The following is an 18,455-nucleotide window of genomic DNA, read 5'->3' as shown; positions in this document are numbered from 1 at the left end:
CGGTCGCGCATCCGTTCCGCGCGTCGCGTCCGAAGACAGCGGTGTGACGCGAACACAGATCTCCGCTCCCCCGGGCCCCCGGCCCGCGCACGGGCGGAGCCCTTGGGTGTGGGCCGGGTGCGGGCTGCTGGCGGCGACGCTGGTCGCGCAGTGCGCCTCGGGGGTGCGGGCGCGGCCGGTGGGGCTGACCGGTGCGATCGTGCTGCTGGTCGCGGCGACCGCGGTGGCGTTCGCGGCGGGGCGGTACGGGCCCGGACGGGCGGCGGGCGCGCTCGGCGGGGCGTTCGCGGTCGGGTACGCCGCCGAGTGGACCGGGGTGCGCACCGGGGTGCCGTTCGGCGAGTACCGCTACACCGGGGTGCTCCAGCCGCAGGTCGGGGACGTGCCGGTCGCGGTGGCGCTGGCATGGGCCGGGATGGGGCTGGCGGCGTACGCGGTCGCGGCGGCGATCACGGGACCGGCCGCGGGGAACGGCGCGGCGCGGGCGCGGCGGCTGCTCGTGGGCGCGGCGGCGCTGACGGCCTGGGACCTGTTCCTCGATCCGCAGATGCTGCGGCTGGGGCTGTGGGAGTGGGCGCACCCGGGTCCCTACCGGGGCGTGCCGCTCACCAACTTCGCGGGATGGCTGGCGGTGTCGCTGCTGCTGATGGCGGTGGTCGACCGGGTGCTGGCGGACCGGGGACGGCCGTCGGCGGGCCTGGTCGCGGTGTACACGGCGATGGCGGTGATGGAGACGGTCGCGTTCGCCCTGGTGTTCCGGCCGACCGATCCGCTGGTCGCGGCGGCCGGCGGCGTCGCGATGGGGGTGCCCGCCGCGCTGGCGTGGACCCGGCTGGTCGGGAACGCTCCGGTGGGGAGGCGTCGGTGAGTGACGTGGTGGTGGTCGGCGGCGGCGTCGGCGGGATGACGGCGGCGCTGCTGCTGGCCCGGCAGGGACGGCGGGTGCGGCTGTACGAGCGGCTGGACCGGCTCGGCGGCAAGCTCGCCGAGCACCGCCGCGACGGGTTCGCCTTCTCGGTCGGCCCGTCGCTGCTGACGCTGCCGGAGGTCTTCCGGGAGCTGGGGGTGCCGGTCGACCCGGTGGAGCCGGCCGAGCTGTGCCGCTACCGCTTCGCCGACGGGTCGGAGCTGACGGCCCGCCGCGACCCGCGGCGGATGGCCGCGGAGGTGGAGCGGCTCGCCCCCGGCGAGGGCCGGGCGTGGCTGCGGTTCCATGACTGGGCGCGGGGCTGCCTGGAGGCGGCGCGGCGCACGTTCTTCGCCGGGCCGCCGACCCGGCCGCCCCGCGCGGCGCGGCCGGGGGACCTGCTGGCGACCGCGCCGGGCCGCACCCTGGACGGGCTGGCCCGCGGGTTCTTCCGCGACCCCCGGCTGCGGCAGTACGTGGGGCGGTACGCCACCTACGCCGGGTCCAGCCCCTACCGGGCCCCGGCGGCGCTGGGCTGCGTCCCGGCGATCGAGCACGGCACGGGCGGCTGGTACGTGCCCGGCGGCCTGCCGGTGCTCGCCGACGCGCTGGCGGCGCTGCTGAAGGAGGCGGGCGTGGAGGTGTACCTGAACGCGCCGGTCGCCCGGGTCCTGACCGACTCCGACCGGGTGCGGGGGGTGGTGCTGGCGTCCGGCGAGCGGGTGCGGTCGGACGTGGTGGTCGCCAACACCGACGCGGCGGCCCTGTACGGGCGGCTGCTGCCCGACCGGCGGCGGCTGCGCCGCGTCGCCGGGCTGGGCCTGTCGTCGTCGGGGTTCCTGATGCTGGCGGGGGTGGAGGGGCGCACCGAGGGCCTGGCGCACCACTCGGTCGTGTTCTCCGCCGACTATCCGCGCGAGTTCGACGACATCTTCGTCAGGCGGCGTCCGCCGGAGGACCCCACGGTCTACATCGGCTGCTCGAAGGTCGACGACCCCGGCCAGGCCCCCGACGGGTGCGAGAACTGGACGATGCTGGTGAACGTGCCCGCCCGCGACCCCGGGCGCTGGCCGCTGCCGCCGGAGTCCTACCGCGACCTGGTGCTGGAGAGGCTGGCCGAGCGCGGCCACGACCTGGCGGGACGGCTGCGGTTCGTCGACCTGCTCACCCCCGCCGACCTGCGGGAGCGTTACGACTGCTGGGGCGGGGCGATCTACGGGCCGGCCTACGACGGCGCGCTGTCGCCGTTCCGGCGGCCGGGCAACCGGGGACCCCGGCGCGGCCTGTACCTGGTCGGCGGGTCGGCGCATCCCGGCGGCGGGCTGCCGCTGGTGGCGATGGGCGGCCGGATCGTCGCCGCGCTGGTGGACGAGGACTTCCCGAGATGGGCGGGCCGGTGAACACGCCGCCCCTCCCCCTGCCGGTCCCCACGCCGCCGAGTCCCGCACTGTCGAAGCTCGCACTGTCGAGGCCCGCGCGGCTGGGGTTCGCGCCGCCGAGATTCGCGCCGTTGGCGCTTGCGCAGGGGGTGGCTGCTGCGGTGGTGCTGGCGCGGCTTTCGCGGGGCCGTCGCAGGCGTCCTCCGCTGGAGCCGCGCGAGGGCGCGCCGGGGTCGGTGTCGGTGGTGGTCCCGGCGCGCGACGAGGAGCACCGGATCGGGCCGTGCCTGCGGGCGCTGCGCGCCGACCCGGCGGTCGCCGAGGTGATCGTGGTGGACGACGGGTCGCGCGACCGCACCGCCGGGGTCGCCGCCGGGCTCGGCGCGCGGGTGCTGCCCGGCGCGCCGCTGCCGGAGGGCTGGGTCGGCAAGCAGTGGGCGCTGCGCCAGGGCGTCGAGGCGGCGCGGCGCGAGACGGTGGTGACGCTGGACGCCGACGCCCGGCCCCGTCCCGGGCTGGTCGGGGCGCTGGCGGCGCTGCTGGACGACCACGACCTGGTGACGGTGGGGCCGCGGTTCGTGTGCGACGGGGTCGCCGAGCAGGCGCTGCACGCCTCGTTCCTGGCGACGCTGGTGTACCGGTTCGGGCCCGTCGGCCCGGTCTCCCCTCCCCCGCCGCACCGGGTCCTCGCCAACGGCCAGTGCATGGCGTTCCGCCGCACCGCGATGCGGACCGCCGACGGGTTCGCGCGGGTGCGCGGCCACCTGACCGACGACGTGGCGCTGGCGCGGACGCTGGCCCGCGACCGGTGGCGGGTGGCGTTCCTGGACGCGGGCGGCCTGCTGGAGGTGGACATGCACGCCTCGGCCGCCGAGGTGTGGCGCGAGTGGGGGCGCTCCCTGCCGCTGGCCGACGTCACCGGCCCGGCGGGCCGCGCGGCCGACCTGGCGGTGGTGTGGCTGACGGCGGCCCTGCCGGTGGCGCGGCTGGCGCTGGGCCGCCCCACCCGGCTGGACCTGGGCCTGCTGGCGGTGCGGGGCCTGCTGACGGTGGCACTGCGGTCCGGCTACGCGCGGCCCGGACCGGGGCTGGCGCTGTCGCCGCTGCTGGACGTGGCGACCGCCGTGCGGCTGACGCAGGCCACGGTGCGTCCGGTCCGCACGTGGCGGGGCCGGGCCTACCCGCGGGGCCGGGCCTCCCCGGCCCTCACGCGTCCCGCCCGGCCAGCGCCGCCTGCCCGAACCGCAGGCCGATGAGCGACATCAGCAGGCCGGTCGCCGCCACCGCCGGGACGGGCGCGAACCACAGTTGCAGCACCGGCAGCGAGAACACCGCCACCCGCGCCCCGACCGCGAACGACGCGGCCTTCCCGACCAGGACGAGCAGGGCGATGCCGATCCCGAACGCGGGCGGGCAGATCACCGCGAAGCCCCCGGCGAAGGTGAGGATCGACCGGCCGCCCCGGAACCCGGCGAACACCGGCCAGGCGTGCCCGACCATCGCCGCCGCGACCGCCGCGTACACCGGCACGAGCGCGGCACCGGCCGACAGCCCGGCCGCCAGGCCTGCCAGACCGGCGAGGGCGCCCTTGGCCATGTCCCCGGCGAAGACCGGGGCGGCCGCGCGCCCGCCGAGCAGTTCCCTGACGTTCCAGAACCCGGGGTTGCGGTCGCCGGTGTCGCGCGGGTCGAACCCGTGCGCGCGGCACACCAGCACCGCGACCGGGACCGAGCCGAGAAGGTAGCCGCCGATGACGGCCGCGAGCAGAGCGAGCACGGATGGATCAAGCACGGGCGGGACGGTCATCGTGTCCTTCCACCTGGTCAGGTACGCGCGTGTGGACGCCATGCGGTACATGGCCTTCGACCGGCCGGTGCTGCGCGGCACCGGCGGCCTGAGGTTCTGGCGGCTGCTGGGCACCGCCCGGGGCGGCTCGATGGGCCTGAGCGCCGACCCGCGCCGCTGGGCGACGCTGGCGGTGTGGGACGGGGAGGCCGCGCTGGAGGGGTTCCTGTCCCGCTCGCCGATCGCGCGGCGCTGGCGGGAGGAGGCCGTGGAGTCCTGGCACGTGCGGATGGCGCCGCTGCGCGCGCACGGCCGGTGGGGCGGGGTGGAGCCGTTCGGCGCGCCCTCCCCCGGCGCGTCCGGCGCGGAGCGCGGGCCGGTGGCGGTGCTGACGCGGGCGTCGATCCGGCCGTCGCGGCTGGTGGAGTTCTACCGGGCGGTGCCCGCCGTGGAACGGGACCTGGCCGCGCAGGACGGCTGCCTGGCGTCGGTGGGGATGGGCGAGTGGCCGGTCGCGCGGCAGGCGACGTTCTCGCTGTGGCGGGACGCCGCCGCCGTCGGCGGGTTCGCGCACCGCACGGACGCGCACCGCCGGGTGATCGGCCGGGTGCGCGAGCGCGGCTGGTACGCCGAGGAGCTGTTCGCGCGGTTCGCGCCGCTGTCCAGCGAGGGCACGTGGAACGGCGTGGACCCCCTGCGCCCCGGGTGACTCAGCCATCGGCCCGGCCGCCGGCCCGGTCACCGGCCGCCAGGTCGCGGGCGACCGCGCAGGCCCGCGCCAGGGCGCGCGGGCTGGAGGAGCCGTGCGCGACCACGACGGTCCCGGCCAGTCCCAGCAGGGCCGCGCCGCCGTGGGTCTCGGGGTCGTAGAACGCGGCCACGCGCCGCAGGTCGGCGGGCGCGGCCAGGCCCTGGCGCGCCACCAGCTCCAGGGTGGCGCGGACGGTGCCCTCGATGTTCTTCAGCACGACGTTGCCGGTGAACCCGTCGGTGACCAGCACGTCGACCGCGCCGGTCAGCACGTCGTGGCCCTCGACGTTGCCGGCCGACCGCAGCGGCAGCGCCGCGACCAGCTCGGCGGCGCGGCGGACCAGGCGGTTGCCCTTGCCGGGCTCGGCGCCGATCGTCAGCAGGCCCACGCGCGGGTCGGCCACGCCCAGCACGCGCCGGGCGTAGCCGGCGCCGAGGGTGGCGAACTGCGCCAGCATCTCGGGGGTGGGGTCGGCGGTGGCCCCGGCGTCGACCAGCACGGTCGCGCCGCCCGCCAGGTTCGGCAGCGCGATCACCAGGGCGGGGCGCAGCACGCCCTCGGCGCGGCCCACCGTCCGCACCGCGCAGGACACGACCGCGCCGGTGGACCCGGCCGACACCAGGCCCGCGCCGTCGCGGTCGCGCACCGCCCGGCAGCCGACGGCCAGGCTCGACCGCTCCCGGCCCAGCGCGCCGGGGCCGCGTTCGGTCATCGGCACCGCGTCCTCGGCGTGCAGCACCCCGACCTCGCCGGTCGCGCCGTGCCGCCGCAGCCGGTCGGCGATCTCGTCGGCGCGGCCGGCCAGCAGCACCGGCACGCCGTGGTCGCGGACGGCCAGGACCGCGCCGGCCACGGTGGCGTCGGGGCCGCGGTCGCCGCCCATGGCGTCCAGCACGACCGGCGCGCCCGTCACGGCGTCCCCGCGGTCACGCGCAGCTCGCCGCGCCGGGCGACGGCGGCGGCCAGCAGGTTCCGCGCGAAGATCGACGCCCGGTCGCGGCGCGGCACCCGCGCCCGTTCCGCCAGCACGTCGTGCCCGGCGGCCTCGATGCGCTGCAGGATGCCGCCGTACAGCAGCAGCGCGGCGCGGACGCACGGCCGGGAGGAGGGCGCCAGCAGGTCGATGCCGGGCACGGCGCGGCGGTAGTGGTCGCGGGCGCGCCCGGCCTCGAACGCGACCAGGTCCCGCACCCGCCGGTCGGCGACGCCGCCGCGCAGGTCGTCGTCGGTGACGCCGAACCGGTCCAGGTCGGCGCGCGGCAGGTAGACGCGGCCGCGGCGCAGGTCCTCGGCGACGTCGCGCAGGAAGTTGGTGAGCTGGAAGGCCAGGCCGAGCTGGCGGGCGGGTTCGCGGGCGGCGTCGCGGGCGCCGGGGACGGTCTCCAGCACCGGCAGCGTCATCGTGCCGATCGCCGCCGCCGAGCCCTCCATGTAGCCCAGCAGGTCGTCGTAGGTGTCGTAGCGGGTGACGGTGAGGTCGGCGCGCATGGAGCGCAGGAAGACGTGCACGTCGGCGTGGTCGATGTCGAAGGCGCGGACGGTGTGCGCGAACGCCGGGACCACCGGGTCGTCGACCGGCTCGCCCTTCAGCGCCAGGGTCAGCCGTTCCTCCAGCCGGTCGAGGGCGGCCGCGCGGTCGCCGGTCATGGTGAAGGAGTCCACGATCTCGTCGGCGTGGCGGGCGAACCCGTACAGCGCGTGGACGTGGCGGCGTTTCCAGCCGGGCAGCAGCAGCGTGGCCAGGTAGAAGGAGCGGCCGTGGCGGGCGTTGAGCAGGCGGCAGCGTTCGTAGCTGGCCGACAGCGTCATCGTGGGCGGGGTCATCGCGCACTCTCCAGGACGCGTTCGGCGGCCAGGCGGCCGGAGATCAGGACCGGGGGGACGCCCACTCCGGGCGCGGTGAACATCCCGGCCAGGTGCAGGCCGGGGACGCGGCGGGGCGCGCCGGTCGGCCGGAACCAGGCCGTCTGGGTGAAGCGGTGGTCCAGCGCGAAGGGGGTCCCGGCCGAGTGGCCGAGGCGTTCCCAGGCGGGCGGGTCCAGGACCAGGCGGGGCGCGCCGGACAGGTCGCCGTACCCCAGGGCGTTCAGGCGCTCCAGCAGCCGGTCCTGGAGCTCGGCGCCCCGGCGTTCCCAGTCGACGGTCCCGCGCAGGTTGGGCGCGGGTTCCAGGGCGCTGAGGGTGACGTGGCCGGGCGGGGCGGCGGTGGTGTCGGCGGCGGGGCGGGTCACCAGCAGGCTCGGGTCGGGCTGGGGGCGCCCGGCCTCCAGCGCGGCGAACGTGCGGTGCCACTCCCGGCCCAGGTGGAGGGTGTGGTGGGCCCGGCCGGGCGGGGGCCGGTCCAGGCCGAAGTGCATCACCAGGCAGGACGGCGAGTGGCGCGGGTCGCGGGTGCGCCAGTCGGCGGCGCCGGGCGGCAGCATCCCGTCCAGGGCCCGGGGCAGGTCGCAGGTGACGACGACGTGCCGGGCGGGGAGGCGTTCGCCGCCCTCCAGGCGGACGCCGCGCACGCCGTCGGAGTCGGCCTCGACGCGTTCTACGCGCGTCCCGTAGCGGAACCGCGCCCCGTGCTTCTCGGCGACGTCGGCGAGGGCGCGCGGGATGGCGTGCATGCCGCCGTGCTCGGGGAAGTAGACGCCGCCGACGGTGTCCATGTGGGCGATGACGGCGTAGACGCCCAGGGCGCGCCGGGGCGGCAGGCCGACGTAGAGGGACTGGAAGGTGTGGGCGCGCACGAGGCGGTCGTCGGTCAGGTGGCTGCGGGCCAGCCGGTCCAGCCGCCGGAACCCGCCCATCCGCGCCAGCCTCAGCAGGGCCACGGGGCGGGCCAGGGAGCGCAGGCGGGTGGTGTCGGCGTTGATGAACACCGGCCAGGCGGCCTCGAACATCTCCCCCAGGTGCCGCCGGAACCTCCGGTACCGCTCGGCCTCGGCGGGGCCGCACAGCGCCGCGACCCGCCCGACCATGGCGTCCTCGCCCTCGACCACGTCCAGGTGGGTGCCGTCGTGGTAGGCGATGCGGTAGTAGGGGTCCAGGCGGCGCAGCGGCAGCCGGGTGCGCAGGTCCTCCCCCGCCGCGCCCAGGATCTCCGCCAGCACCTCGGGCATCGTCAGCACCGACGGGCCGGTGTCGAACCGGTAGGGGCCCACGCGGGCGGTGCCGCAGCAGCCGCCCGGCTCGTCGCGCGCCTCGACCACCCGCACGGCGCGTCCGGCGGCGGCCAGACGCACGGCGGCCGCCAGCCCGGCCAGCCCCGCGCCGACCACCACGATGGGATCGTCGTCCATGAACCGCTCCTCGTGATCGCTCACCGGGTCTTCGGAGCCGGGCGGGGCCGCGGATGCGTCCGGTGGCGACCGGTTCCGCCGATCCGTGCCGCGGGTGCCGCCACGGCGCCGGTGGGACCTGCGATGATCGGGGGAACGCACAGGGAAGCGGCCCACGACTGCGAGGCCCGGGACGGAAGGCACTGACAGCGCATGGTCCGGCAGCCACAGATCAACGCCCAGAACCGCCCGCCGCTGACCATCGAGCGGATCATCGAGTCGGCGCTGCACATCATCGACGGCCAGGGCCTCGGACGGCTCACCATGCGCCGCCTCGGGGACTCCCTGGAGGTCGAGGCGATGGCGATCTACCACCATCTGCCGCGCGGCAAGGAGCAGCTCCTGGACGGGCTGGTCGCACACGTGGCCGCCGCGCCCGCCGACGCGACCGGCGCGGCCGGGTGGCGCGACGCGCTGCGCCGCTGGGCGATGGCCTACCGGGCGCGGCTGCTGGAGCACGCCGGGGTGCTGCCGCTGCTGGTCACCGGCCGCAACCCCGCCGCGCTGACCGAGACGGTGCTGTCGCTGCGGGAGATCCTGCGGCAGGGCGGCGTCCCCGAGGCCGCGGCGGCGACCGCCGCGCACACCCTGCTCGGCTTCGTGATCGGGCACGCCTCGCTGGAGGTGCGCGGCACGGCCGCGTGGGCCGAGGCGGTGCGGGCGATGGAGGGCCCGGTGGACTGGGACGCGCGGTTCAGCGCGGGCCTGGACCTGGTGATGAACTCGGTCAACCCCGGTTAGCGGCGTCCTCCCTTTTTATGGGGCGCACCTTTTACCGGATTTCTCAAAAAATCAGTGAGAGAGTCAGGGAAATGCACGGGAAAGACCGCCAAGCGGAGCCGGAGTAACGCATTCGGTGACACCCGGCTCCACTTTTGGCAACTTTCCCCAAGATCCTAGGAAACGGTTTCGGCGGGCTTGGGAAGGGGTAGCCGGTCCACCGCGTGGGACGAGGCAGTGACCGTTCCGTTCGGGTCGATCACCACGAAGGTCGGGTAACCGTCGACAGCGAACGCGGCCCCCATCGGCCCGTCCGGCTCCTCGATGACCACCTCGGCGGCCCCGCCGAGCGCGTCGCGGTGGGCGCGGGTCTCCTCCTCGTTCCCGTGCAGGACGGCGACGGCGCGACGGCCGGCCGCCCGCGCGGCGAACTTCGGCAGTTGGACCTCGCAGGCAGAGCAGCCGGGCGAGAAGAACCCGACGAGAGCGCCGCCCAGCGAGTCGCGCGTCACGACCTCCCCCGCCGTCGTCATCACGGTGAACTCCGGCACGACGGTGCCCGCCGGAAGAAGCGGGACGGCCTCGCCGTCGTCGCGCCGTAGTCGACGGACCACCCCCAGGATCAGCATCAGATTGAACACGCTCAGCACAGCGAGCAGGATCACGGCCGCGACCAGGTAGGGCATGGGAAACCTCCCGCGCCGGACTCCGACGTCCAGCATGATCAGGTTGCGGGCAATGTAACCCATCGACAGTTTGCGCGCCCGAGAGATGATCACTGGATTATTGACTCTTGCGCTTTCAGAAGGGCGGACTTACCTCGATCATCGTTTGGTCCGTTCCGACTGGGAGGTGCTTTATGGCACGCATTCTCGGCACGATGAGCGACAGGCTGCTCAGCGCGATCCTGCGGGAGAGGGGCGCGTGCGTTCCCGAGCACGGCCAGCTCTGCCCGACCTGCAAGTCCGGCTACCGGTACCGCTACAACTGCAACGGCTACTGCACCTCCAAGACCGCCATCCCCTGCTGACCCGATGACGCCGGGATCCGGCGGGTCAGCATTGATCACGATGAGCCGCGATGAGTGACCTGTCCGGTCGGGACCCGGCCGACGACCCCCGGGGCGGGGAACCGTCCCGGGGGCGCCGGTCGCGTCCCCGCGTCGCCGCCATGGCGGTGGCCATGCAGTTCCGGGCCGCGCCGTTCGGCGCGTGGGCGCTGCTGGCCGCCACCGTCGTCGCCGGGACGGGACCGGCGGCCGTCGCCTGGTGCGGCAAGCTGCTGTTCGACGAGCTGGGGCGCGGCGGCGCCGCCGACGCGGCGCGGGCGGCCTGGCTGGCGGCGGCCCTGGGGATCGCGGGGCTGGTGCTCGCGGTGACGGCGCAGGCCGCCGGGTACCTGGACGACCTGGTGCGCCAGCGGCTCGCGGTGGACGTCGAACGCCGCCTGTTCGCCAAGGTCAACGAGTTCCGGGGGCTGCGGCGGTTCGAGGATCCGGTGTTCCACGACCGGCTGCGGCTGGCGACGCAGGCGTCGGCGGACGCCCCCCACAACATCACCGGCTTCTGCCAGCAGACCGTCCAGACGGTGGCCACGGTGGGCGGCTTCCTCGGGGCGTTGCTGGCGGTGTGGCCGCCGATGGCGTTGTTGCTGCTGGTCTGCGGCACGGCCGCACTGGTGTCGCGGTTGGCGGTCGCCCGCCGCCAGATCGAGGTCGCCGAGAGCGTGTCGGGCCGGTACCGGCGGCAGACGTTCTACCGGTCGCTGCTGACCGACCCGCGGGCGGCCAAGGAGATCCGGCTGTTCGGGCTGGGCGGTTTCCTGCACGGCAGGCTCGTGGCGGCCGTCGGCTCGGCGAGCGAGGCGGAGCTGGCCGTCAAGCGGCGCGGCGCCCTCACCCAGGCGGGGTTCGCGGCGCTCAACGCCGTCGTCACCGGCGGCGGGGTGCTGCTGGTGGTGGTCGGCGCGGCGCAGGGCCGCTTCACCGTCGGGGACGTCACCCTGTTCGTCGCCGCGACGGCGGGCGTGCAGGGGGCCTTCACCGGGGTGGTCCTCCAGGCGGGCGCGGCCGCCGAGGCCGTCCGGCTGTTCGGGCACTACGCCGACCTGCTGGAGACCCCGACGACCTGGCGTCCGGTTCGGCCCCGGTGCCGGGGCTGAGCGGGCGGGTGGAGTTCCGCGACGTGTGGTTCCGCTACGACGAGGACGGCCCGTGGATCCTGCGCGGGGTGGACCTCGTCCTCCCGGCCGGGAGCGCGGTGGGGCTGGTGGGCCGCAACGGCGCGGGCAAGAGCACGCTGGTGAAGCTGCTGTGCCGCTTCTACGACCCCGACCGGGGCGCGATCCTGTGGGACGGCCGCGACCTGCGCGAGCTGGACGTGGCCGAGCTGCGCGCCCGCATCGGGGTGACCTTCCAGGACTACCTGACCTACGACCTGTCCGCGCGCGACAACATCGGCGTCGGCGACCTGCCGCACCGCGAGGACGAGGAACGGGTGCGCGCCGCCGCGCGGCTGGCCGACATCGACGCCACCCTCGCCGCCCTCCCGAACGGCTACCGCACCCAGCTCAGCCGCGTCCACCACGACGAGGAGGACGAGGAAGGGGACCTCGCCGGGAACGGGGTGACGCTGTCGGGCGGGCAGTGGCAGCGGGTCGCGCTGGCGCGGTCGCTGATGCGGTCGGACGCCGACCTGCTGGTGCTGGACGAGCCCAGCTCCGGGCTGGACGCCGAGGCCGAGCACCGCATGCACCGCACGCTCACCGCGCACCGCGCCGGGCGCACCGGCCTGCTGATCTCCCACCGGCTGGGCGCGCTGCGCGCCGCCGACACCCTCGCCGTGCTGGCCGACGGGCGGATCGTCGAGACCGGCACCCACGAGGAGCTCATGCGGCGCGGCGGGCACTACGCGAGGCTGTTCGCCCTCCAGGCGGAGGGCTACCGGGACGGCGTTCCCCTCGACGGGGCGGAGGCGGCCCGGTGAGGGCGGTGCTGGTCGGCGCGTTCGCCGTCCCCGTCGTGGCGCTGTGGTCGCTGCGCCGCAGCCTCACGCTGGTACGGGTGGCGGGCGGCAGCATGGCCCCCACCTACGCCGACGGCGACCGGCTGCTGGTGCGCCGCACCCGGCGGGTGCGGCGGGGCGAGGCCGTGGTGTTCCGCAACCCGGTCGCTCCCCCGGGCGGCGTGCCGGATCCCCCGTGGCTGGTGAAGCGGGTGGCGGCGACGCCGGGCGACCCGGTCCCGGAGGAGGTCCGTCCGGCGGTGCGCGCCGCGCCCGGCGCGACCGTCCCGCCGGGGAGCCTGGTGGTCAGCGGTGACGCCCGGCGCAGCCAGGACTCGCGGCACTTCGGGTACGTCCCCGCCCGGGACGTCGTCGGCGTCGTCCTGCGCCGCCTGTGACGGTCAGGCGGCGGGCACCAGCGCGCCGTCGCGGGCGACGAGGGCGGCGTAGCGGCCGCCCAGCGCCATCAGCTCCTCGTGGGTGCCGCGTTCCGCGACGCGTCCCCGATCCAGCACGACGATCTGGTCGGCGTCGCGGACGGTGGACAGGCGGTGGGCGATGGTGATGGTGGTGCGGTCCCGGCTCAGCTCGTCGATCGCCCGCTGGACGGCGCGTTCGGTGCGGGTGTCCAGGGCGCTGGTGGCCTCGTCCAGCACCAGCACCGGGGGGTCGCGCAGGATCGCGCGGGCCAGCGCCAGGCGCTGCTTCTCGCCGCCGGAGAAGCGGTGGCCGCGTTCGCCGACGAGGGTGTCGTAGCCGTCCGGCAGCGCGGCGATGTGGTCGTGGATCTGGGCGGCGCGGGCGGCGGCCTCCAGCTCGGCGTCGGTGGCGTCGGGCCTGGCGAAGCGCAGGTTGTCGGCGACCGAGGCGTGGAACAGGTAGGTCTCCTGGGCGACGACGCCGATCGCGCGGGTCAGGTCGGCGAACGACAGGTCCCGCACGTCCACCCCGTCGATGGTGACGCGGCCGGAGGTGACGTCGTACAGGCGCGGCACGAGCTGGCCGAGGGTGGACTTGCCCGCGCCGGTCGCGCCGACGACCGCCAGGGAGGTGCCCGCCGGGACGGTCAGGTCCACCTCGCGCAGCGTGGGCTCGGCGTCCGGGTCGTAGGAGAAGACGACACGGTCGAAGCGGACCTCACCGCGCGCCCTCGGCAGCGGCGTGGGGTCGGCGGGCTCGGTGATGTCGGGCTCCAGGTCCAGGTACTCGAAGACCCGCCCGAACAGCGCCATCGAGCTCTGCACCTCGACGCCGGTCTGGAGCAGCATCACCATCGGGCGCAGCAGGCCCGACTGGAGGGTGGTGAACGCCACCAGCGTGCCGACCGACACCAGCGGGCGGCCCTGGGTGACGGTGAGCCCGGCGACCCAGTAGATCACCGCGGGCATCGCGGCCATGACGATGCCGATGGTGGACTGCCGCCAGCGCCCGGCCATGCTGGCGCGGATCTCCAGGTCGACCAGGCGGCGCGACTCTCCGGCGAACCGTTCGGTCAGCGCGGGCGAGCGGCCCATGGTGCGGCCCAGCAGGACGCCGCTGACCGACAGCGACTCCTCCACGATCGCCGACATCCCGGCGAGCTGCCTCTGGCGTTCGCCGGTGATGCGCTTGCGCTCCTTGCCGACGCGGCGGCTCACCCACACGAAGAACGGCAGCATCGCCAGCGACACCAGCGTCAGCCGCCAGTCCAGCACCACCATCGCGACGACGGTGGCGACCACGGAGGTGAAGTTGGAGACCAGGGAGGTGGCGGTGGAGGTGACGGTCGACTGCATCGAGCCGATGTCGTTGGCGATGCGCGACTGGACCTCGCCGGTGCGGGTGCGGGTGAAGAACGCCAGCGGCATCCGCTGCAGGTGGGAGTAGACGGCGGTGCGCAGGTCGTGCATGACGCGCTGGCCGACGCCGGTGGACAGGTAGGTCTGCAGGACGCCGAACACGCTGGTGGCGACCGCGACGACGACCATGCCGAGCGCCAGCAGCGTCAGCAGGTCGGTGCGCGCCCGCGGCAGGGCGACGTCGAGGATCTCGCGCAGCAGGAACGGCGAGGCCAGGCCGACCAGCGACGACAGGCCGACCAGCAGGGCGACCACGGCCAGCCGGCCGCGGTAGGGGCGGAACAGGCGCAGCACGCGCCGGGGCGGGACCGGGTACTTGTCGTCTCCGGGCTTCACAGGCGGCTCCTCTCGGGGTGCATCCCCCTAACTGAGCTTTACTCATAATTATTCCATACAACTGTGAGGTAGGCTCTGAAGCATGGAGGACGACCTGGCCGACCTGCTGCTGCGCACCACCAAGCGGATCCGCCACGCCCAGTCGCGGCGCCTGGCGCCGCTGGGCCTCACCCCCTCCCAGGCGCGGGCCCTGCGGGTGATCGTCCGCGACGGGCCGCTGCGCATGGTGGACCTGGCCGGCCGCCTCGGGGTGGTGCCGCGTTCGGTCACCACGATGGTGGACGGGCTGGAGGCGGCCGGGCTGGTCGGCCGCGCGCCCGACCCGGCCAACCGGCGTTCCCTGCTGGTCCGGCCCACCGAACGGGGCCACGACGCGCGCGTGCGGATGGCCGAGGCGCGCCGCGCGGCGGTGGAGGAGGTCCTGGCCCCGCTGTCGGCCGACCAGCGCCGGGCGCTGCGGGACCTGCTGGCCGTCATCGACGAGGCCCGCGACTGCGGTCACGGCGCCTGACGGCCGGGGACGCGGTCAGGCGGACCCGCCGCCCGGGTCACCGCCGGAGTCCCCTCCGCAGCCTCCCCCGTGGTCGGCGCCGTGGTCGGCCCCGTGGTCGTGCCCGGAGGCCTCGGTCTGCCGCGTCAGGTGGCGTTCGAGCTGCTTGGCGGCGCGTTTCATGCGCCGCCCGTCGGGCGCCGGATTCGCGGTCGTGGAACGCAGGACGATCTTCGGGCGCGCCCATTCGGCCAGCTGCGGATCGGGGGTCTCGAAGATCCTTCTGAGCCTCGCGTCCTCGATGCCGGGCGCGCCCAGGACCGCGGCCCGCCGCAGCCCCTCCCCCGGATCGAGCGCCGGCCGCCGGCGCGGCCGGCGGCTCGGGCGCAGCCCCCGGTCCCGCAGCGAGGCCGCGACCAGCGCCACCGCGGGATGGGCGGCGATCCTGGTCAGGGCCCGCCAGAGCGGCAGTCCGGCCGGGGGGATCACCTCCAGGGCGGCGGCCTCGACCGGATGGCGGGACTCCGGACGCACCACCGTGACGCGCCGCCGGGCGGGCGCGATCCCGATCCGCCCGTCCTGCCGCAGCGCCACCAGGACGACCAGCGCGACCCGCTCCGCGCCACCGCAGAGATACGCCGTCTCGTAGAGCTCCAGCTCACCGGCGGAAACACCACGCCTGCCCACAAGGCCCCCTTCGCAGCCGAAGGTCCAAGCGTGAACGGCTTCCCCCGCCGCCACTGGGCCCGGTGACACAAAACCCGTGGCCGGGCGTGTCCTGGGGCCTGTTTCAAAGGAGGCCTCAGCCACGCACGCGAGCGCGTGACCTGACCGGCGGGCCCGAAGCCGCAGGCGAGGGCCCGCCGGTCAGATCGCGAAGCGATGCCGCGCTCGCCAAGTCCTGGTGAGGCGCGAGCCCCCGGGCGAGCGCCGTAGGCCAGGGCTTTGGAACTCGGCCTAGTCCTCCACCACCAGGATTTCGAGGGTCCGGGGGCCGTGGGGCCCCGGTGCCCGGGTGCCGCCGAGGTCGAGGGTCGCCGCCGGGCCGCTGATCCAGGTGAGGGGGCGGGCCGGGTCGAGGCGCGGCAGCGCCTCGGCGACCGTGCCGACGATCTGGTCGGCGTGCACCACGCACAGGTGGTGGTCGGGCACCAGCGACAGCGCGCGGCGGCCCTGGGCGCGCCCGCCGTCCAGCACGACCGTGCCGGTCCGGGCGACGGCGACGGCGCAGCCGGTGACCGCGCCGTCGCAGGACTCCAGCACCGCCGCGTCGGTCGCGGGCGTGTCGGCCAGGGCGTGGACGCCGTCGAGCTCGGCCAGCCAGCCGAACGGCAGGTCGGCGGGGACGATGACGCGCTTGGCCTCGCGGCCCCACAGCGCGGCGGCGACGGCGGTGGCCAGCTCGTCGGCGTGGACGTGGCGGACCGAGGCGCGGTGGTCGGCGACGCGCTCGGTGAACAGGGCGATCACGTCGGCGCGGTCGGCGGCCTCCTCGGGGCCGAGGCGCCGCCGGTAGCCGCGCGGCACCGGCACGGCCGTGCCGCGCGCCGGGCCGAGCGCGGCGCGGACCCGCCGCAGGACCTCCTCGCGCCCGGTCACCGGCCCTCCTCCCGGGCCCGCCACCAGTCGCGGAACGCGCGGGCGGGCGGCGCGGGCAGGTCGCGGGCCTCGGTCCACCGGCCCAGCAGGCCGGGCAGCCGCCGGATCCGGCCGCCGCGCGCCAGCAGCCGCCCCCACCGGGCGCCGCGCCGCAGCGCGGTCTCGTAGCGGCGGCGGTCGCCCATCGCCCAGGCCACCGCCCGCATCATCGCCAGCTCCGGGGTGGGGACGGGCCGGTGGCGGCGCGCCTCGACGACCCGGCCGCGCAGGTGGACCAGCACCTCCGGGATGTCGATCTTGACGGGGCAGACGTCGGCGCACCTCCCGCACAGGGTGGAGGCGAACGGCAGCGACGCGGTCGCCGCGGCGGCCACGCCGCGCAGCTGCGGGGTGAGGATCGCGCCGATCGGGCCGGTGTGGGGCGCTCCGTAGGGGGCGTCGCCGACGCGTTCGTAGACGGGGCAGACGCTCCGGCAGGCCGAGCACTGGACGCAGCGCAGCGCCGAGCGGCCGACCTCGTCGGCGAGGGCGGCGGTGCGGCCGTTGTCGAGCAGCACCAGGTGGAAGTCGCGGGGGCCGTCGCCGGGGGTGACGCCGCTCCAGGTCGAGACGGCCGGGGTCATCCGCGCACCGGCCGCGCGCGGCAGCAGTTGCAGCAGGACCTCCAGGTCCTGCCAGGTCGGCACGGTCTTGTCGATCCCGGCGACGCAGACGAGGGTGTCGGGCAGGGTCAGGCACATGCGGGCGTTGCCCTCGGACTCCAGCACCACCGGCGTGCCGGTCTCGGCGACCAGGAAGTTCGCGCCGCAGACCGCGACCCGGGCGGTCAGGAACCGGTCGCGCAGGTGGGCGCGGACCGCCGCGGCCAGGGAGCCGGGGTCGTCGGACAGGTCGGGCGGGACGCCCGGCATCGCGCGCAGGAACAGGTCGCGCAGCTCGGCGCGGCCGCGGTGGACGGTGTCGGCGGGCGGCTCCCCGGCGAGCCGGGCGACCAGCTCGGCCAGCGCGGTCCGGTGGACGGTGATCCCGGCCGCGGCGAGGGCGTCGTCCAGGCCGATCTCGTGGAGGGTCGCCGACCGGGCCCGCAGGACCCCGGTCCCGCCGGTCGCGCGCACCAGGCCCGTCACGACGCGGCGGGCCGCGGCGGCGTCGGCGGCCCAGTGGACGGTGCCGCCCGCCTCGGTGACGGCGCGTTCCAGCTCCTCCAGGTGGGTGTCCAAGTTGAGCAGGGCGCCGTCCCGGATGGCCCGCCCGGCCTCGCGCAGCTCCTCCCAGTCGGGCAGCTCCGCCACGGCGCGCGAACGGTGTTCGCGGGCGGCGCCGGCCGCGCCGCGCAGGCCCCGCCGCAGCCGGGTGTCGTTCAGGGGGGCGCGGGCGGCGTCGGCGAACCTCGGCCGGGCGGGCCGCGCGGGGACCGTTCCCGGGGAGGAGGGGGTCCGCCCTTCGGAGGAGGCGGTCACGCGGGCCCCGTCCCGGCCAGGATCTCGGCCAGGTGGGCGGTGCGGACCCCGGCGCGCAGCCGCGACAGCGCCCCGCCGAGGTGGGCCAGGCAGGAGTTGTCGACCGCGCACACCACGTCGGCGGCGGTGGCGCGGACGTGGCGGACCTTGTCGGCGACCATGGCCACCGACACGTCGGCGTTCTTCATGGCGAACGCGCCGCCGAACCCGCAGCACTCCCCCGCCTCCGGCAGGTCCACCAGCTCCAGGTCCCGCACCGCGCGCAGCAGCCGCAGCGGCCGGTCGCCCGCGCCGCCGGGCCGCAGCGAGTGGCAGGTCGGGTGGTAGGCGACCCGGTGCGGGAAGCGCGCGCCCACGTCGGTGACGCCCAGCACGTCCACCAGGAACTCCGACAGCTCGTACACCGCCAGGCCCGCGGCGGCGCGGGCGAGGCCGGCGTCCCCGGCCGCCCGGGCGATCCGGGGGTAGGACTCGCGGACGGTCGCCGCGCACGACGCCGACGGCGTCACCACGGCCCCGCCGGCCGACGCGCCCCCGAACGCCCGGACGAACCCGCGCGCCAGGTCGGCGGCCTCCCGGTGGTAGCCGGTGGTCCAGTGCACCTGGCCGCAGCAGGACTGGGCGGGCGGGAAGACCACCTCGTGGCCCAGCCGCTCCAGCAGCCGCGTCACCGCCCGTCCCGTGCCGGGGAACAGCGCGTCGTTGAAGCACGCGACGAAGAGCGCCACCCGCACCGCGCCCTCACCTCCCCCTCGCGTCGCCCCCGATCCAGGCGCCATCGTAGGCGGCGGAGGGGCGGCGGGCCCGGGGAAGCGGGCGACCGGTGGTGGCCGGAGCGGGCCGTCACCGCGCGGCCGGGGCC

Annotated in this window: 20 protein-coding genes; 10 read left to right on the top strand and 10 right to left on the bottom strand. The window is 76.3% G+C overall.

The window, feature by feature from the left end; translation table 11 throughout:
• Window positions 1-106: 106 nt before the first annotated feature.
• The 3 genes from HNR61_RS22110 to HNR61_RS22100 all read left to right on the top strand — a co-directional run bounded on the left by HNR61_RS22110 (window position 107) and on the right by HNR61_RS22100 (window position 3,542).
• Complete coding sequence (locus tag HNR61_RS22110) at window positions 107-868, top strand: carotenoid biosynthesis protein (RefSeq protein ID WP_312898029.1); 762 nt, start codon at window positions 107-109, stop codon at window positions 866-868.
• The gene (locus HNR61_RS22105; RefSeq protein ID WP_312898028.1) at window positions 865-2,307 is read left to right on the top strand and encodes a phytoene desaturase family protein; all 1,443 of its coding nucleotides are present in this window, start codon (window positions 865-867) and stop codon (window positions 2,305-2,307) included. The genes HNR61_RS22110 and HNR61_RS22105 overlap by 4 nt, the downstream gene beginning before the upstream one ends.
• A gap of 110 nt (window positions 2,308-2,417) precedes the next feature.
• On the top strand, window positions 2,418-3,542 hold the full coding sequence (locus HNR61_RS22100) for a glycosyltransferase family 2 protein (protein WP_182845054.1): 1,125 nt from the start codon (window positions 2,418-2,420) through the stop codon (window positions 3,540-3,542).
• Here the strand turns inward: HNR61_RS22100 and HNR61_RS22095 are convergent.
• Window positions 3,493-4,077 carry a glycerol-3-phosphate acyltransferase gene (locus HNR61_RS22095; RefSeq protein ID WP_312898027.1) on the bottom strand — a complete coding sequence of 195 codons (585 nt, stop codon included), beginning with the start codon at window positions 4,075-4,077 and terminating at the stop codon, window positions 3,493-3,495. The genes HNR61_RS22100 and HNR61_RS22095 overlap by 50 nt on opposite strands.
• A 16-nt stretch (window positions 4,078-4,093) precedes the next feature.
• Here HNR61_RS22095 and HNR61_RS22090 point away from each other — a divergent pair, with 16 nt between their 5' ends.
• Window positions 4,094-4,780: a spheroidene monooxygenase gene (locus HNR61_RS22090; protein WP_312898026.1), complete on the top strand. Its 687-nt coding sequence runs from the start codon at window positions 4,094-4,096 to the stop codon at window positions 4,778-4,780.
• A gap of 1 nt (window position 4,781) precedes the next feature.
• Here the strand turns inward: HNR61_RS22090 and HNR61_RS22085 are convergent, their stop codons facing one another.
• The 3 genes from HNR61_RS22085 to HNR61_RS22075 are packed head-to-tail and all read right to left on the bottom strand — an operon-like array spanning window position 4,782 to window position 8,109.
• Window positions 4,782-5,735: a phosphate acyltransferase gene (locus HNR61_RS22085; RefSeq protein WP_312898025.1), complete on the bottom strand. Its 954-nt coding sequence runs from the start codon at window positions 5,733-5,735 to the stop codon at window positions 4,782-4,784.
• Window positions 5,732-6,646, bottom strand: a complete 915-nt coding sequence (locus HNR61_RS22080) for a phytoene/squalene synthase family protein (protein WP_246443262.1) — start codon at window positions 6,644-6,646, stop codon at window positions 5,732-5,734. Before HNR61_RS22080 ends, HNR61_RS22085 begins: the two co-directional genes overlap by 4 nt.
• Window positions 6,643-8,109 (bottom strand): phytoene desaturase family protein, encoded by a 1,467-nt coding sequence (locus HNR61_RS22075; RefSeq protein ID WP_182845052.1) that lies wholly within the window; start codon window positions 8,107-8,109, stop codon window positions 6,643-6,645. Before HNR61_RS22075 ends, HNR61_RS22080 begins: the two co-directional genes overlap by 4 nt.
• Before the next feature lie 192 nt (window positions 8,110-8,301).
• Between HNR61_RS22075 and HNR61_RS22070 the strand changes: the two genes are divergently transcribed.
• Entirely contained in the window at window positions 8,302-8,889 is a 588-nt protein-coding gene (locus tag HNR61_RS22070) for a TetR/AcrR family transcriptional regulator (protein ID WP_182845051.1), read from the top strand.
• A gap of 155 nt (window positions 8,890-9,044) precedes the next feature.
• Here HNR61_RS22070 and HNR61_RS22065 read toward each other — a convergent pair whose 3' ends face one another.
• The gene (locus HNR61_RS22065) at window positions 9,045-9,554 is read right to left on the bottom strand and encodes a TlpA family protein disulfide reductase (RefSeq protein WP_220509608.1); all 510 of its coding nucleotides are present in this window, start codon (window positions 9,552-9,554) and stop codon (window positions 9,045-9,047) included.
• 173 nt (window positions 9,555-9,727) lie between these two features.
• Between HNR61_RS22065 and HNR61_RS22060 the strand changes: the two genes are divergently transcribed.
• Genes HNR61_RS22060 through HNR61_RS22050 form a run of 4 tightly spaced genes read left to right on the top strand, consistent with a single transcriptional unit; the run spans window position 9,728 to window position 12,268 of the window.
• Entirely contained in the window at window positions 9,728-9,898 is a 171-nt protein-coding gene (locus HNR61_RS22060) for a hypothetical protein (RefSeq protein WP_182845049.1), read from the top strand.
• A gap of 50 nt (window positions 9,899-9,948) precedes the next feature.
• On the top strand, window positions 9,949-11,028 hold the full coding sequence (locus tag HNR61_RS46880) for an ABC transporter ATP-binding protein (protein ID WP_220509607.1): 1,080 nt from the start codon (window positions 9,949-9,951) through the stop codon (window positions 11,026-11,028).
• On the top strand, window positions 11,016-11,852 hold the full coding sequence (locus HNR61_RS46875) for an ABC transporter ATP-binding protein (RefSeq protein WP_220509606.1): 837 nt from the start codon (window positions 11,016-11,018) through the stop codon (window positions 11,850-11,852). The genes HNR61_RS46880 and HNR61_RS46875 overlap by 13 nt, the downstream gene beginning before the upstream one ends.
• Complete coding sequence (locus HNR61_RS22050; RefSeq protein ID WP_220509605.1) at window positions 11,849-12,268, top strand: S26 family signal peptidase; 420 nt, start codon at window positions 11,849-11,851, stop codon at window positions 12,266-12,268. The genes HNR61_RS46875 and HNR61_RS22050 overlap by 4 nt, the downstream gene beginning before the upstream one ends.
• A 3-nt stretch (window positions 12,269-12,271) precedes the next feature.
• On the opposite strand, the gene HNR61_RS22045 is transcribed toward HNR61_RS22050, so the two are convergent.
• Window positions 12,272-14,044, bottom strand: a complete 1,773-nt coding sequence (locus tag HNR61_RS22045; protein WP_182845048.1) for an ABC transporter ATP-binding protein — start codon at window positions 14,042-14,044, stop codon at window positions 12,272-12,274.
• A gap of 82 nt (window positions 14,045-14,126) precedes the next feature.
• On the opposite strand from HNR61_RS22045, the gene HNR61_RS22040 reads away from it, so the two are divergent.
• Window positions 14,127-14,555, top strand: coding sequence for a MarR family winged helix-turn-helix transcriptional regulator (locus tag HNR61_RS22040; RefSeq protein ID WP_182845047.1), 429 nt, complete (start codon window positions 14,127-14,129; stop codon window positions 14,553-14,555).
• A 15-nt stretch (window positions 14,556-14,570) separates the two neighbouring features.
• Here the strand turns inward: HNR61_RS22040 and HNR61_RS22035 are convergent, their stop codons facing one another.
• The 4 genes from HNR61_RS22035 to HNR61_RS22020 form a co-directional block, all read right to left on the bottom strand.
• Window positions 14,571-15,221, bottom strand: a complete 651-nt coding sequence (locus tag HNR61_RS22035; RefSeq protein ID WP_182845046.1) for a TIGR04222 domain-containing membrane protein — start codon at window positions 15,219-15,221, stop codon at window positions 14,571-14,573.
• Between the two features lie 270 nt (window positions 15,222-15,491).
• A complete protein-coding gene (locus HNR61_RS22030) occupies window positions 15,492-16,133 on the bottom strand; it encodes a LutC/YkgG family protein (RefSeq protein ID WP_312898024.1) in 642 nt (213 codons plus the stop codon).
• A complete protein-coding gene (locus HNR61_RS22025; protein ID WP_182845044.1) occupies window positions 16,130-17,593 on the bottom strand; it encodes a lactate utilization protein B in 1,464 nt (487 codons plus the stop codon). Before HNR61_RS22025 ends, HNR61_RS22030 begins: the two co-directional genes overlap by 4 nt.
• Complete coding sequence (locus HNR61_RS22020; protein WP_182845043.1) at window positions 17,590-18,327, bottom strand: (Fe-S)-binding protein; 738 nt, start codon at window positions 18,325-18,327, stop codon at window positions 17,590-17,592. Before HNR61_RS22020 ends, HNR61_RS22025 begins: the two co-directional genes overlap by 4 nt.
• Window positions 18,328-18,455: the final 128 nt, after the last annotated feature.

The sequence above is a fragment of the Actinomadura kijaniata genome, assembly GCF_014138665.1.
Taxonomy (GTDB): Bacteria; Actinomycetota; Actinomycetes; order Streptosporangiales; family Streptosporangiaceae; genus Spirillospora; species Spirillospora kijaniata.
The sequence above is the reverse complement of the archived record's forward strand: the minus strand, read 5'-3'. Positions and strand labels throughout refer to the sequence as shown.